This is a genomic window from Paenibacillus wynnii, assembly GCF_030812855.1.
Classification (GTDB): Bacteria; Bacillota; Bacilli; order Paenibacillales; family Paenibacillaceae; genus Paenibacillus_AQ; species Paenibacillus_AQ wynnii_A.
This window is the reverse complement of the sequence record NZ_JAUSTK010000015.1, coordinates 94,277-116,289: the sequence shown is the minus strand read 5'-3', so window position 1 is coordinate 116,289 and position 22,013 is coordinate 94,277. Positions and strand designations below refer to the sequence as shown.

Here is a 22,013-nt window from a genome sequence, read left to right as displayed (position 1 = left end):
TACCTGTAAGACGTAGTTGCCCCAAACCCGGTGAAACATCAGGCGAAGTTAAATCGAAATCGTTCCCGGCACAGTGACGTAAACGGAAAATCAAGAACTGATTTCGAGAAAGAGCCACTTTAATTCATAAAAATATGGAGAGAATTATGAACACTACATACAAAGTCCTGAAGAACGACAAAGATATCTTTGCTGTAGCTCTTTCCCGGGAAAGAGTACATGTCGTTCAGATCATAGAGAATGGCCTGGACAACATAATTGATTATGGAGGTCCAATACATCAGAATTTTGAATTTCGAGTGCATTTAATTAATGACCGGAGCTATTAATGTGTCTGAACAAGATGAAAAAATCTGAAAGTTGGAACGCCGCATATCCAATTTGGAAAAGAGACCTTCTCAATATTCTGCTGGATAATAATTTACTATACATAAAGTAACCCACCAGATATCTTGACTAATGGGTTTGTAGGTCGGCATGGTTTATAGATTATCTATAATAAATTATGATATCTCTTCCCAACCTGAGAGTTGTTCTGTTTTAAACCCACAGTGATTGCAAGTTCGAGTTCGTAGTATTCGCCGGAATAACACTCTATCTTTCACAACAGAATCAAACACTATAGAGTTCATTTTTAAATCTTCATTGTATTTTTGACAGTTTGTACATGTGTTTTTGTGTAGATCATAAATATCGCTTTGCTTTTTTTGCTTCCTTTTCCTTGCAAAATTTACATACTTTAATTGTATCGCCTTCAACTGTTTCTGTTCCTTCAACCATTCTTGACCTTAGGTTTATGTACTCTTCCTCACGCCCAAACCTTTTTCCGCACGTCGGGCAAGGTTGTCTCCTATTTGTTTAATGGAGGAAGGAAATAAATGATGATCATCCGCTTGTTTTTATGGACCACGAAGATATGAGAGCGAATATTCCAGAGCATGTTTTTAGATTTCCAGTATACGAAAATAGAAGGTCAGGAATTTTTCCTGCCTTCTGTTTTTATTAACGGCTGTATTTATTTAATAAATCAGTATATAAATCTTTTCAATTTAATCTTAGACTCAGAGTCGTCACTAAATTCAGTAAATGAAACGATCGATTTTAACGTTTGATACAGAAGAAGTGCTTCCGAATAGATTTGGGTATAACGGGAGTCCGATGGTTTGAGGGGTAACTGTTGTGGTAGGAGAGAGATTTGAAGTGGCTGTACGGTTAAGGCTTGGATGTAAATAATAAGTGTTAGCTCAGTTATATCTCCGGTATGAATTGTTGCTGGTTTAACCTCTGCACGATCTATAGCTCTACGGTTGATTAGACTTGTTTTAGACACCTTAGTAAGAGTTAAAGCGTTTTCAATAATTTCACAGCCAACAATCTGATCGAAAGAATAGAGGTTTGCTATGGCCTTTTTTTGCGAGCTGGAAAGAATGGTTCCAATGGCCACTTTTCTGGAATTCTCATTATATGCAACGATACAAGATTTGTTGGAAGCAATAAGTTGTCTAGGAAATTTCATTCTAAAAGATGAGACTGCAGCAATTAACTTATGGTGGTCAGTTAGCGGAAACATTAAGGTAAGCTTAATCATAGCGGCAATCATTAACAAAGAAGCTCCGATGAAAGTAAATAGGTACACTAGAAATATGAGCATATAATACCCTCCTAAATACTATTTTCAAAAGGAAACTCTGATCATAAGCTCACTATTAAAAGATATGTAACGCTTTCTTGAAAGATACACTATAAATAGAAAAAAACTCCCCTCAAGATAAGGAGAGTCTCAGAAGGCACTAGATTAAAGCAATGGCTAACAAAGTGAACAGGCTTAGCGTTAGAATTTGGTTACTATAAGGATTGCCATAGGGATAGGGATAAAAGGCCGAGGTCTGAACATTTCTGCCTTGCTCCGGTTTTAGATAAACATTATACCTGTCTACATCCATAATTACTCCTACATGATGATGGCCATCCACAGTTAAAATACGGACTTTTTTGTTCTTACAGTGTAAGCAATTGTAATAGGCTTCCATAAATTTAATCCGCCTCCTTTTCCTTATTAACTTATGGAGAATCAGATTGATGGTAACGGCAGAGTTACTCAAATTTAATTTAATGACTTTTAAGTCTAATTTCGTCAGTTCCTTATCGTAACTCTTGTACCTACATTTACCTTGCTTGCCAGTTCGAGCACGTCCACATTATACATACGAATACAACCTTGAGACACCCTTTTGCCGATAGAAGAGGGGTTATTAGTCCCGTGAATGCCGTAGTGCGGTTTGGATAGCCCCATCCAGAAAGCACCGAAAGGTCCGCCGGGATTAGCTTGTTTGTTGATAATTGTGTATTCACCTTCGGGAGATCGATTCAGTATAGTTCCAATTCCGACAGGGAATCCTCGAACGACTATATTATCTTCTAAAAGGTACAGCATACGTTGAGATAAATCGACGATGATACGGATAGTAGGCATAATCATCAGCACTCCTTTAGAAGTAGGATATGTTCCAACAGCCTAGGATGTTCAGCGATGAATACCGCAGCGAACAATGTAATATGGTTGTACATAAAAAAGGCTGACTTCGCAAAACGATGCGAATCAGCCTTTTTTGGGTAGTCTGAATTAATAAATAAGGGATTTAATGAATATCTCGGAACAATCCGATAACTCTGCCCAAAATCGTTACGCGGTTAAGGCGTAAGGGTTCATAGGCCGGGTTCTCAGGCTGCAGGCGAATATGATCGCGTTCTTTATAGAATGTCTTAACGGTTGCTTCATCTTCATCTGTCATGGCAACTACGATATCTCCGTTGTCAGCCGTTTGCTGCTGCCGAACGATAACATAGTCCCCATTCATAATGCCTGCTTCGACCATACTATCTCCGAGAACGGACAGCATAAATACTTTGTTATCCCCTACATAGTGTGAGGGAAGCGGAAAGTAATCCTCAATATTCTCTGTTGCTGTGATCGGTAGACCTGCAGTTACCTTACCTACAACCGGAACACGGGTGATCGTCTGTGCAAATTGATGAACGTTATCAGAATCTTCTTGACCCAGAAGTTCAATCGCGCGTGGCTTCGTGGGGTCACGGCGGATAAGTCCCTTCTTCTCAAGGCGGTCTAGATGACCATGAACCGTGGAACTGGATGCAAGTCCTACAGCTTCACCTATTTCACGAACGGAAGGTGGGTAACCCTTGCTGCGGACTTCGCTACGTATAAATTCCAGAATCGCCAATTGACGACTTGAAATCTTGGACATCGGAATCAACCCCATATAGTAATGTTTGGGAAAATTATAACATAGAACTGCCGTTCGTACAAACATAAGTTCTAAAACTTATAAAAAGGGAACAATTGTTCGAAAATAGTATTGATTCAAACACATGTTCGTGTTATATTATTTTTGGAAGTAAGAACAAGTGTTTGGAGGCTGATGAACATGTTAAAGTACAGTACATACCGCAGCATTTATGAAAAGACACCGAAGGTTGACCCTATAGAAAATCGTTATTCACCTGTTCGTATGATATCGTCCTTATTTACTAGCAAACGGTTCCGGCAGGCAAATCTGATTAAGCTCCTGATGATTCTTATGCTCGTAGTTTCCGGTTTTACAGTAGTAGGTAATGTCTTCGCCAGTTCTATTTCTCAAGTTAAACATCAGGAGAAAAGAGTTGTCGTTGTACGTGGTGATACGCTTTGGAGTATTGCAATGAAGAATAAGCCGTCTGACATGAGAACCGTCGTATATATAGAAGGAATTAAACAATACAGTGGATTAGAGAACAGTAGTATCCAGGCAGGAGATATCTTATCCCTTCCTATTTATTAAGATTTAATGAAGTGTGAATTACTTACCGAAGAGCTTGCAGGGGGCAGACCTTGACAAGCTCTTTTTCTCATGGCAAAGTTAGTATGAATTTATAAGGGAGGGAACAGCAGTGGATATCGATAAACTGGTCGCGCGGATTAACGAATTAGCACGCAAACAGAAGACCGTTGGCCTGAATGAAGAAGAACTTACAGAACGAGCAAAGCTTCGTGAAATCTATCTAAACAACATACGGAATAATTTCCGGGCTCAGTTGAACACTATTGAGATCGTTGATAATGATAAGCATGATGAAGGCAACAAGGGGCTGCTCCATTAATACCTGTTTCCTTTTCATAGATATTACAGAACGACTAGGGGGAAATCACATGGCCCGTTCTTGGGAAAGAATGGTTCAACGCAACTCGCAAAAAGTTAATCAGCAAAGAAAGAAAGCGGGCAAGGATTCCATTCATGCTTCCACTGTTTCTACAAAAAGCGGAGATGTGTATAGAGGACGTAATATTGTTCTGCCTGTAGTCCTGATAGGACTGGGAATTATGTACTGGATGGTAGGAACCTTAGATGAAGTAAAGGGCAACGGTTCTCTGATGAATTGGCTCGGAATCGTTCTTTATTTTGCTTTGGCAGCACTTCTTTTTTTCCGTCGTCCTTACCTCAAGGTGGAACGAGCAAGACTCTCGACCTTCAAGTTTAACCGTGAACGCTTTTTGGGGGCGGCAGATATTGAAAAAATCATTCTTTCCCGCGGTTCTGTAGTTATTAAGCATAAAGGCAAGCGGATGAAATGGATTTTCTCAAGATTAATTAACCGTTATGATACTGCAGTTATGGGAGAACGTTTGGAACAGTTTGCCAAAGCCAATAGCATTGTAGTGGAACACGAGTAGAATTGCTCATCACGATTATTGAGGAAGAGGGAGAAATCTAATGCCGATTACCGCCGTACTGTTTGATCTAGACGACACGCTGCTCTGGGATGAACGCAGCATTGAGGAAGCATTTGAATTTACTTGTAAAGCAGCTGGAGAATCCGTTAACCCTCAGGAACTGGAGGAAGCGGTGCGCAGGGAAGCAAGAGGTCTATACGAATCCTACGAGACCTTCCCTTTTACTCAGATGATCGGGATTAATCCTTTCGAAGCACTTTGGGGTAATTTTACCGCAGGAGAGCAAAATGAATTTCGTCAAATGGAAAAGCTGGCCCCACTGTACCGCAAGGAATCATGGCGCCGGGGACTCGCTGCTCTTGGCATCAATGATGAGGATCTGGCTCAGTCACTGTCTGAGACGTTTGCAGCCGAACGAAGAAGCAGACCTTATATTTATGAAGAGACCTTCCAGATTCTTGATCAACTTCGTGGAAAAGTAAAGCTGCTGCTTCTGACGAATGGCTGTCCGGCTCTTCAACAAGAAAAACTTGATGGAGTACCAGATTTAATACCCTATTTTGATCATGTAGTCATTTCGGGAAGTTTTGGCAAAGGGAAGCCGGATAAGGATATATTTTTACATGCTCTTAATCTGCTGGAAATTACTCCGGAACAGGGGGTAATGGTTGGAGACAAATTAACGACAGATATCCGCGGTGGACTCGCTGCCGGCCTTACCACGGTTTGGATTAACCGTACCGGCAAAGAACCAAATCCCGAGATACAGCCACATTTTGAAATAGAGCATCTGGCAGATCTTATTCCATTAGTAGAGTCCTTATAAGTTCTAAAAAGATAGAGGTGTCCTATCAACCATGAAGATGGTTGTTGGGGCATTTTTTTTAAATATAAGGAAGTACAAGTTTTCAGTATACTTTGCTTATATTTCTACGAGAAACGGATACCTGAAAGCGATACGGAGTATCGCTGCTTCGGAAGCATGGGCTCCAGTTCGGGACGGCAAAGCCGTTTCTTCTTGGATTTTGGACTAAAATGTGATATATGTCACAAAATTGTGAACATCATTCGACAAGTGGGGCGTAATGAAAGAATGTTTGTGTGTATAATAAGACTTATAGATATAAAAAACCTTACTATAAATGAATACTTATAATGCAGAGTGGAAAGGAAGGCTTTTCGAATTCCCTATATTCTGCTAAACTTACTCTAATGTTTTACTGGGGGGATTCTAAATTGGCTAAAATCACACTTGCTGAAAGCTTACAAAAACGAATATTAATTCTTGATGGCGCGATGGGTACTATGATCCAACAGGTCCCACTTACGGATGCAGATTTTGGCGGAGAGGAACTCGACGGATGTAATGAAATGTTGGTTCTAACTCGACCAGAGGTTATTCAGACCATACACGAGCAGTATCTCGAAGCAGGTGCTGATCTGATTGAGACCAATACATTTGGTGCAACCTCGGTTGTACTGGCGGAATATGATATACCTGAAAAAGCGCGCGAAATTAATCTGGTAGCCGCTGAGCTTGCCCGTAAAGCGGCAGACAAATATGATACGCCTGATCATCCACGTTATGTTGTAGGTGCAATGGGCCCGACGACAAAGACTTTATCAGTCACCGGGGGTGTAACGTTCAAGGGGCTTGTTGAGAGTTATGAAGAGCAGGCTATTGCTCTAATTGAAGGACATGTGGATGCACTGCTGCTTGAGACATCCCAGGACACTCTGAATGTTAAAGCTGGAAGTATTGGGATACGAAATGCTTTTGAGAAGACAGGGATTACTCTTCCGGTAATGATCTCAGGTACAATTGAGCCCATGGGAACAACACTCGCCGGACAGAATATCGAAGCCTTCTATATTTCGTTAGAGCATCTGAACCCGGTCTCGATTGGTTTGAACTGTGCGACTGGGCCGGAATTTATGCGGGATCATATTCGATCATTGTCAGCGATTTCCTCGGCGGCTGTAAGCTGCTATCCAAATGCCGGACTGCCTGATGAGAACGGCAACTATCACGAATCACCGGATTCATTAGCCCGCAAGATCGGTGCTTTTGCCGAAAAGGGCTGGTTGAATATCGCAGGGGGCTGCTGCGGTACCACACCTGAGCACATTCGTGCGATGGCTGCTGAATTGGCACAGTATCCACCGCGTCCATTAGAAGGAAATCATCCTCCGGCACTATCCGGAATTGAACCCATTTACATTGAGAATGAAAATCGTCCATACATGGTTGGGGAGCGGACGAATGTACTGGGCTCCCGGAAATTTAAGCGTCTAATAGTTGAAGGTAAATATGAGGAAGCCTCAGAAATCGCCCGTGCACAGGTCAAGAGTGGTGCTCAGGTCATCGATGTCTGCGTACAGGATCCTGATCGGGATGAGAGTGAGGATATCAAGCTTTTCCTGGAGCTGGTTGGCAAGAAGGTTAAAGTTCCCTTGATGATTGATACCACGGACCCTAAGGTTATAGATTTGGCACTTCAATACTGCCAGGGCAAGGCGATTATTAACTCCATTAATCTTGAAGATGGTGAAGAGAAATTCGAGCAGGTAACGCCGCTGATTCATAAGTATGGAGCTGCAATAGTGGTAGGAACTATTGATGAGACCGGACAGGCTATCCTTGCTTCCGATAAACTTGAGGTTGCCAAACGCTCCTATGATCTGCTCGTGAACAAGTACGGCCTGAACCCGGAGGATCTTATTTTTGATACATTAGTGTTTCCTGTGGGTACCGGAGATGAACAGTATATCGGCTCTGCCAAGGAAACCATTGACGGCATCCGTTTGATAAAAGAAGCACTTCCTGCGGTTCACACGATCCTGGGAATCAGTAATGTCTCTTTTGGACTTCCTGAAGCGGGACGTGAAGTGCTGAACTCCGTCTTTTTATATGAGTGTACAAAGGCCGGGCTAGATTATGCTATCGTTAACACAGAGAAGGTAGAGCGTTATGCTTCTATTCCCGAAGAAGAGCGGCACCTTGCCATGGAACTGATCTACAACACAAATGATGCGACGCTTTCCGCATTTGTTGCTGCCTTCCGAGAAAAGAAAGTAGAGAAGAAAGAGAAAATCTCCAATCTTTCGCTCGAAGAACGATTGGCTTCTTATGTGGTGGAAGGAACGAAGGAAGGCTTAATCCCCGATTTGAACGAAGCATTAACCAAAAGTGGTCCGCTTGAAATTATCAATGGACCTCTTATGGCAGGAATGTCAGAAGTCGGCCGGTTATTTAATAATAATGAACTGATTGTTGCGGAGGTTCTCCAAAGCGCCGAAGTGATGAAAGCCTCGGTAAATCATTTGGAGCAGTTTATGAAAAAGGATGAGACCTCTGTTAAGGGTAAAATCATGCTCGCTACCGTTAAAGGGGATGTGCATGACATCGGTAAAAACTTGGTGGAGATCATCCTGTCCAATAATGGTTACCAAATTATAAATTTGGGTATAAAAGTACCACCAGAGAACATTATTGAAGCGTTCCGCCGTGAAAAAGCGGATGCGATCGGACTGTCCGGGCTGCTCGTCAAATCTGCTCAGCAGATGGTTCTGACCGCACAAGATCTGCGTACGGCAGGAATCGATGTACCGATTCTAGTCGGAGGAGCTGCGTTGACACGCAAGTTCACCAAAACTCGTATCCGTCCTGAATATGACGGGATGGTGCTCTATGCCAAGGATGCGATGGATGGTTTGGATATCGCCAACCGGTTGATGAATCCGAATGAACGGGCTAAAATGCAGGAAGAAATCCGCACCGAAGCAGAAGCGGCAGTTGCTGTTGCTCCATCACCGGAGCTACCTAAGCTGACAAGAGCAGTCCGATCCCATATTTCACCGGATGCTCCAGTCTTTCTTCCTCCGGATTTGGACCGTCACGTCATTCGCAACTATCCGTTAGGTCATGTAATTCCTTATGTGAATATGCAAATGCTGTTAGGCCATCACTTAGGTCTGAAGGGTTCAGTCGAGGCTCAGCTTGCTGCGCGCGATCCGCGGACAGTAGAACTAAAAGAAACAGTGGACGATATCCTGCAGCAGGCGATTATGGATGGTACGATTACACCGCATGCCATTTATCAATTTTTCCCTGCTCAATCCCGCGGGAATGATATTCTCGTATATGATCCGCAGGATGTGAACAAGGTACTGCATACCTTTACCTTCCCCCGTCAGGCAGTTGAACCTTATCTGTGTCTAGCTGATTTTCTGAAGCCTGTAGACAGCGGGATAATGGATTATGTAGGTTTCTTGGTGGTAACTGCGGGACATGGCGTTAGAGAGCTCTCCACAGAGCTTAAAGATAAAGGTGATTATTTACGCTCACATGCACTTCAGGCGGTTGCGCTCGAGATTGCAGAAGGTCTGGCTGAGCGTGTTCATCATATGATGCGTGATATTTGGGGTTTTCCCGATAACGCAGATATGACGATGAAGCAAAGACATGGTGCCCGTTATCAGGGGATCCGAGTATCGTTTGGTTATCCTGCTTGCCCCGATCTGGAGGATCAAGGACCACTCTTCAAGCTGTTGCTGCCGGAGGACATCGGTGTTCACTTGACAGAAGGTTTCATGATGGAGCCTGAAGCCTCTGTATCCGCAATGGTATTTGCTCATCCTGAGGCACAGTATTTCAATGTTGAGAAGGCATAAAATTTTCATTTCAGCGGAACCTCCCGGTTACGGGAGGTTTTTTGCTGGGAATACTAGAACGATAAAACTCACAAAGAACGGCGCAGCTGTTTTGATTTTGAATACAGTATAGAAAAGATAGGAGGGCAGCTATGGAATTATATTTTTTAGGGACAAATGCCGGAATCCCCACATTACAGCGGAATGTAACTTCAATAGTCTTGCGTTTGCTTGAGGAACGCCGCAGCTACTGGATGTTTGATTGCGGGGAAGGTACTCAACACCAGGTGCTGAAGTCTCCGCTGCGGCTTGGTAAATTAGAGAAGTTATTTATTACCCATATGCATGGTGATCATCTGTTCGGCCTGCCAGGGCTTATTTCCAGTCGGGGTTATCAGGGAGGAACAAGTCCCCTTACGGTCTATGGACCTCCAGGTATCAAGGCTTATCTGGAAACCTCGCTTTCGCTGAGCCAGTCCCGTATCCCTTACAAGCTTGAAATCATAGAGCATACCGGGGGACTGATCTTTGAGGATGAAGGCTTTAGGGTGGAGGCCGGATTATTGGAGCACCGTATTGACAGTTATGGATACCGCATCGTTGAAAAAGACAGTCCAGGCAGTCTCGATACGGAGCTGCTTAAGGCCAAAGGACTGAAGCCGGGACCGTTATACGGAAAACTCAAAAAGGGTTTCGATGTTATGACGGAGGACGGTGAGACCATTCACGCTGTAGATGTACTGAGCCAGCCTAAGCGAGGTCGTGTCATCACTATTTTGGGCGATACAAGACCTTGTCCAGGAGCACTCCCCCTTTCCTTGGATGCCGATTTATTGCTGCATGAAGCTACCTTTGCTCAAGATCTGACGGATATGGCCCACCAGTATTATCACAGTACGGCACTTCAAGCTGCTGAGTGTGCCAAGGAAGCAGGAGCACACAAGCTTTTACTGACCCATTTCAGCTCCCGCTATAGCTCTTTTGACGAGCTCGTTCCACTGCTGGAGGAAGCGCGGTCGGTATTTCCGGAGACACAGCTTGCGGAGGAATTTACAGCCTTTCCGATCTATCGAAGGTAAGCGGGAAATAGATTATTTTCCGGGAAAGCGCAGGAAATGACAGGGCTGTGGCAAAAATCGCGGAAACTGCATCATCTTCGATTCTGTTCGACTTTCTTATAGAATTTAGAAGGATATCTTAAGTTTTATAGCATTAACTATTAATGATGTTAATTAATTATAAATGCCAAAAGAGGAGCCTATATGGACAATATAGAAGGAATTTTAATAGATCTGGATGGAACGCTGTATCATGGCCGACACAGGATTCCGGGCGCCGACGTTCTAATAAAGGGCTTGCGGGATGCGGAGATCCCTTTTCTATTCGTCACGAATAATTCTTCTCGGACACCAGAAAGTGTAGCTGAGCATCTTCGTGGTATGGGGATAGAAGCTAAGGCAGAAGAGGTATGCACTTCCTCTCTTGCAGCAGCGAGATATATTTCTGAAGAATCACCGGGAGCAACTGTAGCCATATTGGGGGAAGAAGGTTTACACCAGGCATGCATGGATGCTGGGCTTACACCTGTATCCGAAGCTCCGCAATATGTTGTCCAAGGGATAGATCGCTCTTTTACATATAACTCTTTGGCGCAAGCTTCTCGATGGATTATGGAAGGTGCCGTCTCCGTACTCACTAATCCTGACCTTATGTTACCGTCAGATGACGGTGTGATGCCTGGCGCGGGTACGATTGGTGCTGCTATTGAAGCTGCAAGCGGAGTTGCTCCGATTGTTATCGGCAAGCCGGAGAGACACTTGATGACTTACGCAACCTCATTACTTAACATTAATCCAAAGAATGCGATTGTAGTAGGTGACAATATGAGGACAGACATCGCTGCTGGTGCAGGGGCGGGTTGTCGTACGGTTCTTGTGCTGACAGGTTTAACTACAGAAGAAAACTTAGAGCACTATAAGACCGTTACCGGAATAACTCCGGATTATATTTGTGCTGATTTAACTGAACTAATGGCATTGCTCGGGTTATAATAGCAGAATCGCTATATTTCACCAACGTAGAAGGGAAGATGAGACATGCCGGAATTACCGGAAATGGAGAATTACAGGAGGCTGCTGAGCCAGCATATTATAAATGTGCCAATTACGGGAGTAACCGTGAACAGAGAAAAAACCATCAATGTAGAAACGAATGTCTTTACCGAAGCTTTGCTCGGGGCTCGGGTTGTCTTTGTTGAACGGAGAGCCAAATATATTTTGTTCCATCTTTACGATGGTCGACGTCTCTTGCTGCATCTGATGCTGGGCGGAATGCTGTTCTATGGTACAGAGGAGGAAAGACCAGAACGCAGTACGCAGGTGGAGCTGGCCTTTGGGGATCATATTTTGTATTTCATCGGATTGCGTCTTGGATATTTGCATCTGGTATCCGTCAAGGAAGGTGAAGCACTAATGGGTAAGCTTGGGCCCGAACTGTTGGATCGCCGGATGACTTTGGAACGCTTTGAGGGTTTGCTGAAAAAAAGACGCGGAGCACTTAAAACAACACTCGTGAATCAACAAGTCTTTGCAGGGATCGGTAATTGTTACGCGGATGAAATTGCCTATGAGGCAAAATTATTGCCAACGGTTCTAATTCAGACATTAACTAAGGACTCCATCGCCCGTCTGTATAAGGCAGTTCGTAAGGTTCTTACAGAGGCTACGGAGATCGGCGGATATATGGAAATCCCCTTTATGACGGGTGACATGGTGACCGGTTCCTACAATGATCAATGCAAGGTGTATGACCGGGAAGGCGAACCTTGCCTTCGGGGTGGGGGAACCATTGTGAAAGTAGAGCTGTCCGGGCGTAAAGTGTTCTATTGCCCAGACTGCCAACTTGAGCAGTAAACCTGCAATCGGAAGTCATGTCAGCATCCGTGGCGGTTTCGGGAAAGCAGCCCGGTACGCCTGGGAGAGCGGTGCGACAGGATTTCAGTATTTCCCTAAAAATCCGCGAAGCCTAAAAATCAAACCAGTGAATATGCGGGATGCAGAGGATTGCGCATATTTTTGCCGGGAAAAGGGGATGAAGTCCATTGCACACACCCCGTATCCGACCAATATGGGGGCGAATAGCAATAGCAGATCCATCACCGTATTATCACTGAGGAATGATCTTGAAATTGCGGAAGCGTGCGGTTCGCTTGGAATTGTAGTTCACTTTGGACATTTTCAGGGTACAGAGCCGTTACAAGGGTACCAAAATATTATACAATGTATGAATGAAACTCTAGATTCCTGGGAAGGCCGAGCGAAGCTGCTCATCGAGAATCAGGCTGGCACTAGCGGAGCGACAGGAACAACGCTGGAAGAACTGGTAAAGGTGCGTGAGCTTAGCCGTTATCCTGATAAAATCGGGTTTTGTTTCGATACTTGTCATGCATTTGCTGCAGGGATTTGGAATCCATCGGATACCGGGGAATTAATTAAGCGGGGACTGGCACTGGGCTACTGGGATGATCTTGAGGCTGTTCATTTGAATGATTCACTGCATCCGTTCGCCTCAGGGCGGGATCGCCATGCTGTAATCGGTAAGGGTTATATTGGTAATGAGGGATTGAGAAGTCTGTTGACCGCAGAACAGCTTCATCCTGAAATTATGGTTATGGAGACCGAAACAGGAGTGGATGGAACTTATCGCAACGAAATGGATACCGTGAATTCCTGGTATTGATTGATCGGAGGTTAGGATCATGATTAACGTTTATATGGATGATTTTAGGAAGGTGCCGCAAGGTTTCATGCTGGCTCGTACTACGGAGGAATGCCTTTTGCTGCTGCGTAATTATGAGGTTGGAGTTCTGTCACTCGACCATGATATGGGACCTGTTGACGATACTGGCAGCGAAGTAGCAAGGCTTATTGTACTGGAAGGACTTTTCCCGCAAGAAGTTTATTTTCATACCTCGAGCCTATGGGGCAGGAAAGAGATGTACGAGATGCTCTACGCCGCCAAACCGGAAGGGATGCTGCTGCACAACGGACCTATGCCTCAAGACAAGCTGCTGGCTATTGCTTCGGGAGACTCCAACGAATGATGGAAATGAAGGAAGAACAACTGCTGGAGGTATTGGAACAGCAAGGCAGACCTTTGGCTGTGTTTTTCTACACACCTCTTTGTGGAACGTGCAATGCCGCCCGGCGTATGCTGGAGGTTGCGGAACATATGCTCCCCCCCGATCTTATCGTGGCTTCCGCTAATGTTAATATGATGCCTGGCTTGGTCACCCAATATCGTATTTCCAGTGTGCCTGCCTTAATGGTGGCTTCTGCGGACCGAAACACAGACCCGGAAATTTATTATGCTATGGTCTCTGTAGAAAGAGTACTGGAGTACATAAGGAGTGTGACCTCATAATGATTTCATTACAGCATCTTACCCATCGCAGGGAAGAAAGTTTAATTCTCGATGACGTTTCACTTGAGATCGGACCCGGTGAGAATTGGGTTATACTCGGTCGTAATGGCTCCGGTAAAACAACCTTACTGGAGATGATGACCGGTTATCTTTTTCCAAGCAGTGGATCGATAGAGGTACTAGGCTATAAATATGGACAATGTGATGTGCGTGAGGTCCGTAAGGAAATCGGTTATATCAGCCCGAACTTGATGGAGAAGTTGTCACTTTCAGACCCGGTATGGGAAGTTGTAGCGACAGGGGCGTACGCTTATTTACGGTTCTATCAAACGATCCCCAATTCTGTGAAAGAGCGAGCCATTGAACTACTGGAGGAAATGAATCTGGGTTCACTGGCTTTTCATCCGCTGGGAACTTTATCGCAAGGTGAACGTAAAAAAGCGCTACTCGCCCGTTGCTTAATGGCTGATCCCAAGCTTCTCATCTTGGACGAGCCATGTGCGGGTCTTGATTTGTATGAACGGGAAAAGATGTTGGCAGAAGTGGATAGGCTGCGTCAACGAAACGTTGCGGTTGTGTATGTCACTCATCATGTCGAGGAAATTGTTCCACTGTTCACACATGTTGCTCTGATTCGCGGAGGAAAGCTTGCGGGCTCCGGCCGCAAGGAAGAAGTATTAACCAAGGAAATGCTTCTGGCTACCTACGATATTCCTATTGATGTTGAATGGGATGGAGGACGGCCTTGGATTAAAATAAGATCTGGAGGCTCAACCATTTGAACGATTTCATAGAAGACCCTGAGGGGCAAACTCCCCAAACGGAAGAACCAGTTAGTTCGCGTTATATATGTACGGCTAATCACGGCTTTGCACCCTTTGCACAAGAGGAGCTTCGCCGTCTGTTTGGCGCAGTAAAAAGCTCACTACTGGTGCCGGGAGAGATATTTCTAGCTACGCTGCAAGTCGAACCGGAAGAGGTGACACGACTTCTCTTGGGGAATTTGCCTATCTTTTTGCGTCACATTCAACCTGTACAGTTCCAGGATGAAGCTGGAATACCAGCACTTGGACGGTTGGCAACCTATTTAAATAGTCTGAGCCATCTTCAAGGACAAACTATTGCGTTGCATGTTCGTAAGGGTGGGAATTCATTCTGGCAGGAAAGCCCCGGAGAACTCAGGGAGTGGCTGCAGGAGGAATTAAAAGGTCTTGGAGCCGAATTCTCCGTGCATGAACCCGCTTGGGTAATCTCAGTTTACGCAGATGATAATGCACTATATGCAGGTGTATGCCGTCCGGAAGAGAACCTGTCCAGTTGGAACGGAGGAGCGATTCGCTTCCGTAAGGAAGACGGTCAAATTTCCAGGGCCAAATTCAAGCTTATCGAAGCGGAAAAAGAGTTCGGTATTCCCTTTAACAGCTTCCGACGGGGACTGGATATTGGGGCTGCACCGGGTGGGTGGACTTCATTTTTGCTGGAGAATGGTGTACAGGTGACAGCAGTTGATCCGGCCCACATGCATGAGTCACTTAAGAACTATCCGGGACTCAAGATCTTACGCAAGAACGCCAATGAGCTGAAATTCCGTGAAAATGAATTTGATGTAATTGTCTGTGATATGAGCTGGAGCCCTAAACTGATGGCGAAAATGGTTACAGGTTTACTGCACAGTCTTGTTCCGGGAGGAACTGCTGTTGTAACAGTGAAGCTGATGCACAAGAAACCGCTAGCCATGATAAAGGAGATTATTGAAATTTTCGAAGCGGAGCGGATGCAGGTCCAACGTGCCAAGCAATTGTTCCATAATCGTGATGAAATCACGCTGTATATGATAAAATACTAAACAAGCAGCAAGATAATGGCTCAACACTAATATCAGTTCTTGACAGGTGACGAGAAAGACAGAAATCCGTTACGCCCAATAGAGGCGTTTTCTCCCTCTATTTCTGCACCCGCTACCCCGTTTGGGCAATTAGAGGGAATTTCGCCCGCTAATTTTGAGGATATACCTCTTTGGGACGGTATGGGTAAGATTATAGGGATATTTTCCCTTTAATCTCATATTCATGGCGTTTCGGTCGGTATTAGCGGGCATTTTCCCCTCTAATTCACCGAAGGACGGGTCCGCAACCCGGATTCGCTACCTGTAAGACGTAGTTACCCCAAACCCGGTGAAACATCAGGCGAAGTTAAATCGAAATCGTTCCCGGCACAGTGACGTAAACGGAAAATCAAGCACTGATTTCGAGAAAGAGCCAAGATAATTATACGAAAAGTAGGGAAAGCATCCCGTTTTCAATGACCGGTAAGAGCCGGAGCGTTGAACGGGTATGCTTTCCTTTTTTTATATACATAAAGGAGGAGAATGGAATGCGTTATCAATCTAAACTGTCAGCCGGACAAATATGGGATGGACGGTATGCCATTTCACAGATTATCGGCTCCGGGGGTATGAGTCACGTTCATTTGGCTGAAGATTTGCGCCTGCCTGGAAAAAAATGGGCGATCAAAGAATGTGTTACCACGGGACTGACCTACGGCAGTTTGCAGGCTGAGGCTGAGTTGTTAATTTCATTGAACCACCGCAGATTGCCGCGGATTGTTGATTTTTACCCTCCGGACAATGACGGATATTCTTACCTGGTGATGGATTACATAGAAGGTATAACTCTGGGGAGTTACATGACTTCAAATGCAGGAGTGATATCGGGTACAACGATCTTAAGGTTTGCCAGACAACTGCTCGAAGTTCTGCAGTATTTACACGGTCATAATCCGCCTATTGTATATCGTGATCTGAAGCCGTCCAATATTATGGTCACTGCACAAAATGAATTAATGCTGATTGACTTCGGTATTGCCCGCAGCTATAGAAGCGGTGGGACAGAGGATACAGTGAAGCTGGGAACTGTTGGTTTTGCCGCCCCGGAGCAATACGGAGAAGGGCAGAGTGGACCGTTGTCTGACTTGTATGGACTGGGTGCTCTATTACTCTATATGGCAACCGGGGGTCGATATAGTCAATGGCAGGGTGGGATGGATCGTCATTTAAGCGGCGGTATTCCGACAGAACTAATTCCTGTGATTCAACGTTTGCTTCGTCAACATCCAGAGGATCGCTATCGTGATGCCCAGTCTGTATGGAGAGCACTAGAAGGTATTGATGATGATAGTAGAGTAACCAACATTAAGCTGGCATCCGACCGGAATAAACCTTGTGTAGTGACCGTATTGGGAGTAGCTAATGGGCTGGGAACCACCCATACATCCCTTGCCGTAAGCGGATATTTGTCTCGGCTTGGAGCAACAGCCTGGGTAGACTTAAGTGCGGAAGATTCTCCTGTGTATCATCGGATCCGCAGTATGGTAGAGGTAGATGAGGAATATGTACCGGGCCGGGAATCCGGGCCTATTTTTCAATGGAATGGAGTGGATTATGGAAAGCGTCCCGATCGCGGTGCTCTTGATAGGTTTCTTGATGGGGATTACCGTTATGTAGTCATGGATTTAGGAGTCGGACGTTTCGAGGGGGCAATGGAAGAGTTTGCTCGGAGTGATATTCCCATATTGATTGCTTCGGGAGCGGATTGGCGATTGGAGGAATTGGTGCTGTGGTTGCGCCGCAGTGGACTGCAGAACCAAGCGAAATGGAAGGTTGGCCTACCAATGGCAAGCAGAACTGCTGTGAAATTAGTTCAAAGCGTTTTTACAGAGGGTATGGTATATGGACTGCCATTGCAGTGCAATCCTTTTAAGCTTACAGGGGAATTTAAAGCTCTATTCGAGGATTGGGTTCATGGAATTCCCGAGAACGGCAGCAACTCAAAAAGTAAGAAATTTTTTCAAAAGAAAAAATCTTAGAATCTTTAATTTAATTTTTATAATAATATATTTCTGTGTGGCCTCTACTTGTGTTAAAATAAATTGTTGTAGGTTATCTTCAGATTTTAATGTTTTTATATATAGATAGGAGCTTGCGGAGAATTTATGAGTTTACTTACTGTAGAAGACGTTTCCCACAATTTTGGGGATCGGTTGTTGTTTAAGAACGTATCTTTCAGGCTGCTTGCCGGTGAACATGTGGGATTCGTAGGCGCAAACGGAGTCGGCAAATCGACATTAATGAATATTTTGACCGGAAAATTGCTTAAGGATAGCGGTAAAGTGGAGTGGACGCCAAGAGTTCGTTACGGCTATTTGGATCAGCACACGAAGCTTATTCCAGGCATGACCGTACGTGATGTATTGAAGGATGCCTTTCTTCCGCTGTTAGAGCTGGAGAAGGAAATGATGGGAATTACCGATAAAATGGGTGATGCAACACCGGAGGAACTTGAACTTCTGCTGGAGCAAATGGGTGATATCCAAGAACAGCTTGATATCGGCGACTTCTATTTGATTGATGTAAAAGTGGAGGAGATGAGCAACGGTCTGGGTTTGTCTGCGATTGGGCTGGATCGTGATGTAGCCAGTCTGAGCGGAGGTCAGCGGACCAAGATTCTGCTTGCGAAGCTGCTGCTAGAGAAACCCAACGTTCTGCTGTTGGATGAGCCTACCAACTATTTGGATGTAGAGCATATCGACTGGCTCACCAATTACTTAAAGCAGTATCCGTATGCGTTCATGCTGATTTCACATGATACGGAGTTCATGAACAATGTTGTTGATATTGTGTATCACTTGGAATTCGCGAAGCTTACCCGTTATACAGCGAACTACGAGAAATTCCTTGATATGGCTGACATGAATAAGAATCAGCATATTGATGCCTATGAGAAGCAGCAGGAATTCATCAAAAAGCAAGAAGACTTCATTCAACGCAATAAAGCACGTTATTCTACTTCAAGCCGCGCAAAAAGCCGGGAGAAGCAGCTTGACCGCATGGAACGTATCGATCGTCCTGAGGAAGCTGCTAAACCGACCTTCCAATTCAAAGAGAGTCGTGCAAGCGGTAAGACGGTATTCGAGGGAATCGATTTTGAAATCGGTTATGATCGTCCGCTCCTGCCCAAGCTGAACATGACGATTGAACGCGGGGATAAGATCGCGATTGTGGGTTGCAACGGTGTGGGTAAATCGACACTATTGAAGACCATCCTCGGTGTTATTCCTCCTTACAGCGGCAAGACCTATAAGGGTGATTTCTTGAATAGTGCCTATTTCCAACAGGAAATGAAGGGTGCTAAAATCACTCCAATCGACGATGTTTGGAATGAGTTCTCCAACCTTACACAAAATGAAGTACGGGGTCATCTGGCTCGTTGCGGCCTGAAGAATGATCATATCACTCGTCCGCTGAGCATGTTGAGCGGCGGTGAGCAAGCCAAGGTACGTTTGTGTAAGCTAATGATGCGTGAAAGTAACTGGATTCTGTTCGATGAGCCTACGAACCATCTGGATATTGTCGCTAAGGCTGAGCTCAAGCGTGCACTTCAGGAATATAAAGGTACAATTTTACTTGTCTCTCACGAACCGGATTTTTATGAAGATTGGGTTACGAAAACTTGGGATGTTGAGCAATGGTCAGGTCAAACCGTATAGTTGAATAACAGGACCGGGGATGAGTGGCTAAGCTGCTTGCTCCCGGCTTTTGAATATGGAGGACTGTTCAGGATGAGCCATAACGATAAAGGTAAGGACAAAGATCGTGTAATTACTGTTAACTCTGCGGAAGGGCGTGAGGGTCGCTACTCGCGTCAGGTTCGATTTGCGCCGTTCGGTGAGGAAGGCCAGATGCAGCTTGCCAAATCCAATGTATTGATTATTGGTGCCGGTGCTCTGGGCACTGGAATCGCGGAGACATTGACACGCTGCGGGGTAGGCCGAATTGTTATTGTAGATCGCGACTATGTAGAGTGGAGCAATCTGCAACGTCAGCAGCTTTATACCGAGTCGGACGCTGAGCAGCGTATGCCTAAGGCTGCCGCAGCCAAGGTCAGGCTGCAGCAGATTAACTCCGGGGTGACTGTAGAGGCTCACGTTATGGATGTCCGGGCCGAAGAGTTGGAAAGCTTGCTTCCAGGTATTGAACTCATTATGGATGGTACCGATAATTTTGATACCCGGTTGATTATCAATGACATGGCCCAAAAGCACGGTATTCCTTGGATTTATGGAGCCTGTGTGGGCAGCTATGGAATTACCTACACCATTCTGCCGGGTGAAACACCCTGTCTGAATTGTCTGATAGGATCAGTGCCGTTAGGCGGGGATACCTGCGACACAGCGGGTATACTTCCGCAAGCTGTTCAGTTGGTTACAGCAAACGCTACGGCGGAGGCACTGAAGCTACTTGGCGGACGGAGACAACATTTAAGAGGCAAGCTCCTAACCTTTGACGTGTGGCGTAATGAACATCAGGAAATTGGAGTTAAAGCGGCCAAAAAAGAGAATTGTCCTTCTTGTGGTACTCATCCCATATATCCCTATCTTACCGCGGCTAACACGGAGCGCAGTGATGTGCTGTGCGGCAGAGACACTGTACAGATCCGTCCGGCGCAGAGACAAAAACTTAATTTGGAGGAGACTGCCAATCGCTTATCGAGGCTTGGAAGCGGGAAGGTGGATCTGAATCCATATCTGGTGTCCTTTACAGAAGGTCCTTATCGTATGGTTGTCTTTGCAGATGGCCGGGCTTTAATTCACGGGACCAACGATATTGCTGCTGCCCGGAGCTTTTACCATCGGTATTTCGGTTAATAGCAGTTCATAAAGTGAAAGACCATTCCTGAATCAGGAATGGTCTTTTTGTATTGAGGGAATCCTAGGGTTACTCTGCGGCGGTTCTGCCGACGCAAGGCTAACTGGATGCGGGTGGTATGCGTGAATGAGCGATTAGTTTGGTTTACTCCCGGTTTAATGAAGAGGGATGAAGAAGAGAACAGAAATCAAATTCAGGTAGTGTTTGATATCGGACTTACAATTACGACATGTGAAAACATTGAGGATCTTCACGAGATACTATCACGTATTAAGCCGATATTGTTATTAGTTGAAGTGAATAATCCCAAAGGATGGACCGGATGGAACGTAATTTCTTCCTTGAGAAAACAAGGTGAAATTATTCCTGTAATGGTAATATCCGATGAAGGTTCCAGTATTAAAGCCGTTTGGACCTTTGAATCCGGGGGAAATGAATATATGTCAAAACCTCTGCATGTTGGCGAATTCAAGTGTAGAATACTTAACTTATTGGAGCTATCAGGGAAGCGTCGCGGCCTAGGAAATCTGCTTAAAATCGATAGTTTAATTCTCGATCCCAACCACCGGCACGTAAGCCGGGAAGGGAAGGAACTAAAAATGACACCCAAAGAATTTGAACTTCTCTATTACCTCGCTGTGAATCAAGAAAATATTTGTCCTCGTGACGAAATATTGAAGAAGGTTTGGGGTTACCATTTTGATACGAATACCAATGTTGTTGATGTATACATCAGGCATATACGAGCAAAAGTTGATAAAGGATATAGGAACAAGCTGATTCATACGGTACGGGGTACCGGTTATGTATTGAGGGCGCCGGTTAACGACGCCACATGCTGATCCCAATTCTCTATTATAGCTTAAACTCTATTGTTTAGAGCTGTTACAGTACACGGCGGGCTTTCAAATAAGTTCTGTTCCAGTTACCGGAGGTGAGACTAGAAATCGTTACTCCCGGTGATCCATAAGTGTGCAGAATTTTTCCATTACCAGCATAAACAGCTACGTGAGTTACATTACGACCAGTAGCTCTACTGCCGCTGGAGAAGAATACAAGATCGCCAGGACGAAGATTGGCTCTCGATACCGCTACACCTACTTTGGATTGTGCCACAGAAGTACGCGGCAGATATTTACCGTATTTACCGAAAATATATTTCGTGAATGATGAGCAGTCAAAATATCTGGTAGTAGAAGTCGAAGCTCCGAATACATATCTTACGCCCATATATTTTTTACCGAAGTTTACGATATTTTGACCTTTCGAGGTAGCGGATACGGATGCTGCTGCAACGGGTGATGTTCCTGCTCCAGTTGCCATAAGTGTGGTAAGTCCAATCGTGGTGCTCATTCCTATAATAATCGCTTGTTTGAACCACTGATGCTTTTTCATGTTGTAAAATACCTCCATGGTTTGTTTGTTAATCATGTTTGTTTGCTTGCCTGATTCGTAGTATAGCAGAATAACTATGCCCTAAATTTTGGTTGAGAGAGTTCAAATTCA

At 44.8% G+C, this 22,013-nt stretch carries 23 protein-coding genes; 18 read left to right on the top strand and 5 right to left on the bottom strand.

What is annotated here, in order from left to right:
• Nucleotides 1-146: 146 nt before the first annotated feature.
• The gene (locus J2T20_RS15680; protein ID WP_307589848.1) at nt 147-329 is read left to right on the top strand and encodes a hypothetical protein; all 183 of its coding nucleotides are present in this window, start codon (nt 147-149) and stop codon (nt 327-329) included.
• Between the two features lie 698 nt (nt 330-1,027).
• On the opposite strand, the gene J2T20_RS15675 is transcribed toward J2T20_RS15680, so the two are convergent.
• The 4 genes from J2T20_RS15675 to lexA form a co-directional block, all read right to left on the bottom strand.
• Nucleotides 1,028-1,651: a hypothetical protein gene (locus J2T20_RS15675; RefSeq protein ID WP_307589847.1), complete on the bottom strand. Its 624-nt coding sequence runs from the start codon at nt 1,649-1,651 to the stop codon at nt 1,028-1,030.
• Nucleotides 1,652-1,790: 139 nt separating this feature from the next.
• Nucleotides 1,791-2,030, bottom strand: a complete 240-nt coding sequence (locus tag J2T20_RS15670) for a hypothetical protein (protein ID WP_307589846.1) — start codon at nt 2,028-2,030, stop codon at nt 1,791-1,793.
• Between the two features lie 104 nt (nt 2,031-2,134).
• Complete coding sequence (locus J2T20_RS15665; protein ID WP_307589844.1) at nt 2,135-2,473, bottom strand: L,D-transpeptidase; 339 nt, start codon at nt 2,471-2,473, stop codon at nt 2,135-2,137.
• Nucleotides 2,474-2,639: 166 nt separating this feature from the next.
• Nucleotides 2,640-3,266, bottom strand: a complete 627-nt coding sequence (gene lexA, locus J2T20_RS15660; RefSeq protein WP_307589842.1) for a transcriptional repressor LexA — start codon at nt 3,264-3,266, stop codon at nt 2,640-2,642.
• Between the two features lie 180 nt (nt 3,267-3,446).
• Between lexA and J2T20_RS15655 the strand changes: the two genes are divergently transcribed.
• The 17 genes from J2T20_RS15655 to J2T20_RS15575 all read left to right on the top strand — a co-directional run bounded on the left by J2T20_RS15655 (nt 3,447) and on the right by J2T20_RS15575 (nt 21,349).
• The gene (locus J2T20_RS15655; RefSeq protein WP_307589840.1) at nt 3,447-3,839 is read left to right on the top strand and encodes a LysM peptidoglycan-binding domain-containing protein; all 393 of its coding nucleotides are present in this window, start codon (nt 3,447-3,449) and stop codon (nt 3,837-3,839) included.
• A gap of 109 nt (nt 3,840-3,948) precedes the next feature.
• Entirely contained in the window at nt 3,949-4,158 is a 210-nt protein-coding gene (locus J2T20_RS15650; protein WP_307589839.1) for a DUF896 domain-containing protein, read from the top strand.
• A gap of 49 nt (nt 4,159-4,207) precedes the next feature.
• Nucleotides 4,208-4,729: a hypothetical protein gene (locus tag J2T20_RS15645; RefSeq protein ID WP_307589838.1), complete on the top strand. Its 522-nt coding sequence runs from the start codon at nt 4,208-4,210 to the stop codon at nt 4,727-4,729.
• Between the two features lie 40 nt (nt 4,730-4,769).
• Nucleotides 4,770-5,555 carry an HAD family hydrolase gene (locus tag J2T20_RS15640; RefSeq protein ID WP_307589837.1) on the top strand — a complete coding sequence of 262 codons (786 nt, stop codon included), beginning with the start codon at nt 4,770-4,772 and terminating at the stop codon, nt 5,553-5,555.
• 410 nt (nt 5,556-5,965) lie between these two features.
• On the top strand, nt 5,966-9,403 hold the full coding sequence (metH, locus tag J2T20_RS15635; RefSeq protein ID WP_307589836.1) for a methionine synthase: 3,438 nt from the start codon (nt 5,966-5,968) through the stop codon (nt 9,401-9,403).
• A 131-nt stretch (nt 9,404-9,534) separates the two neighbouring features.
• On the top strand, nt 9,535-10,461 hold the full coding sequence (gene rnz, locus J2T20_RS15630; protein ID WP_307589835.1) for a ribonuclease Z: 927 nt from the start codon (nt 9,535-9,537) through the stop codon (nt 10,459-10,461).
• 183 nt (nt 10,462-10,644) lie between these two features.
• Nucleotides 10,645-11,433: an HAD-IIA family hydrolase gene (locus J2T20_RS15625; RefSeq protein WP_307589834.1), complete on the top strand. Its 789-nt coding sequence runs from the start codon at nt 10,645-10,647 to the stop codon at nt 11,431-11,433.
• Nucleotides 11,434-11,478: 45 nt separating this feature from the next.
• A complete protein-coding gene (locus J2T20_RS15620) occupies nt 11,479-12,294 on the top strand; it encodes an Fpg/Nei family DNA glycosylase (RefSeq protein ID WP_307589833.1) in 816 nt (271 codons plus the stop codon).
• On the top strand, nt 12,284-13,120 hold the full coding sequence (locus J2T20_RS15615; protein ID WP_307589831.1) for a deoxyribonuclease IV: 837 nt from the start codon (nt 12,284-12,286) through the stop codon (nt 13,118-13,120). Before J2T20_RS15620 ends, J2T20_RS15615 begins: the two co-directional genes overlap by 11 nt.
• A gap of 19 nt (nt 13,121-13,139) precedes the next feature.
• Entirely contained in the window at nt 13,140-13,484 is a 345-nt protein-coding gene (locus J2T20_RS15610; RefSeq protein ID WP_307589829.1) for a cyclic-phosphate processing receiver domain-containing protein, read from the top strand.
• The gene (locus J2T20_RS15605) at nt 13,481-13,804 is read left to right on the top strand and encodes a thioredoxin family protein (RefSeq protein WP_307589827.1); all 324 of its coding nucleotides are present in this window, start codon (nt 13,481-13,483) and stop codon (nt 13,802-13,804) included. The genes J2T20_RS15610 and J2T20_RS15605 overlap by 4 nt, the downstream gene beginning before the upstream one ends.
• The gene (locus J2T20_RS15600; protein ID WP_307589825.1) at nt 13,804-14,586 is read left to right on the top strand and encodes an ABC transporter ATP-binding protein; all 783 of its coding nucleotides are present in this window, start codon (nt 13,804-13,806) and stop codon (nt 14,584-14,586) included. The genes J2T20_RS15605 and J2T20_RS15600 overlap by 1 nt, the downstream gene beginning before the upstream one ends.
• Entirely contained in the window at nt 14,583-15,650 is a 1,068-nt protein-coding gene (locus J2T20_RS15595) for an SAM-dependent methyltransferase (protein ID WP_307589824.1), read from the top strand. Before J2T20_RS15600 ends, J2T20_RS15595 begins: the two co-directional genes overlap by 4 nt.
• Before the next feature lie 527 nt (nt 15,651-16,177).
• Nucleotides 16,178-17,668 carry a serine/threonine protein kinase gene (locus J2T20_RS15590; protein ID WP_307589823.1) on the top strand — a complete coding sequence of 497 codons (1,491 nt, stop codon included), beginning with the start codon at nt 16,178-16,180 and terminating at the stop codon, nt 17,666-17,668.
• A 126-nt stretch (nt 17,669-17,794) separates the two neighbouring features.
• Complete coding sequence (locus J2T20_RS15585; protein ID WP_307589822.1) at nt 17,795-19,348, top strand: ABC-F family ATP-binding cassette domain-containing protein; 1,554 nt, start codon at nt 17,795-17,797, stop codon at nt 19,346-19,348.
• A gap of 72 nt (nt 19,349-19,420) precedes the next feature.
• Complete coding sequence (locus J2T20_RS15580; protein WP_307589820.1) at nt 19,421-20,506, top strand: ThiF family adenylyltransferase; 1,086 nt, start codon at nt 19,421-19,423, stop codon at nt 20,504-20,506.
• Nucleotides 20,507-20,629: 123 nt separating this feature from the next.
• Nucleotides 20,630-21,349 (top strand): response regulator transcription factor, encoded by a 720-nt coding sequence (locus J2T20_RS15575; RefSeq protein ID WP_307589819.1) that lies wholly within the window; start codon nt 20,630-20,632, stop codon nt 21,347-21,349.
• Between the two features lie 43 nt (nt 21,350-21,392).
• Here J2T20_RS15575 and J2T20_RS15570 read toward each other — a convergent pair whose 3' ends face one another.
• Nucleotides 21,393-21,902, bottom strand: a complete 510-nt coding sequence (locus J2T20_RS15570) for a C40 family peptidase (protein WP_307589818.1) — start codon at nt 21,900-21,902, stop codon at nt 21,393-21,395.
• Nucleotides 21,903-22,013 lie beyond the last annotated feature (111 nt).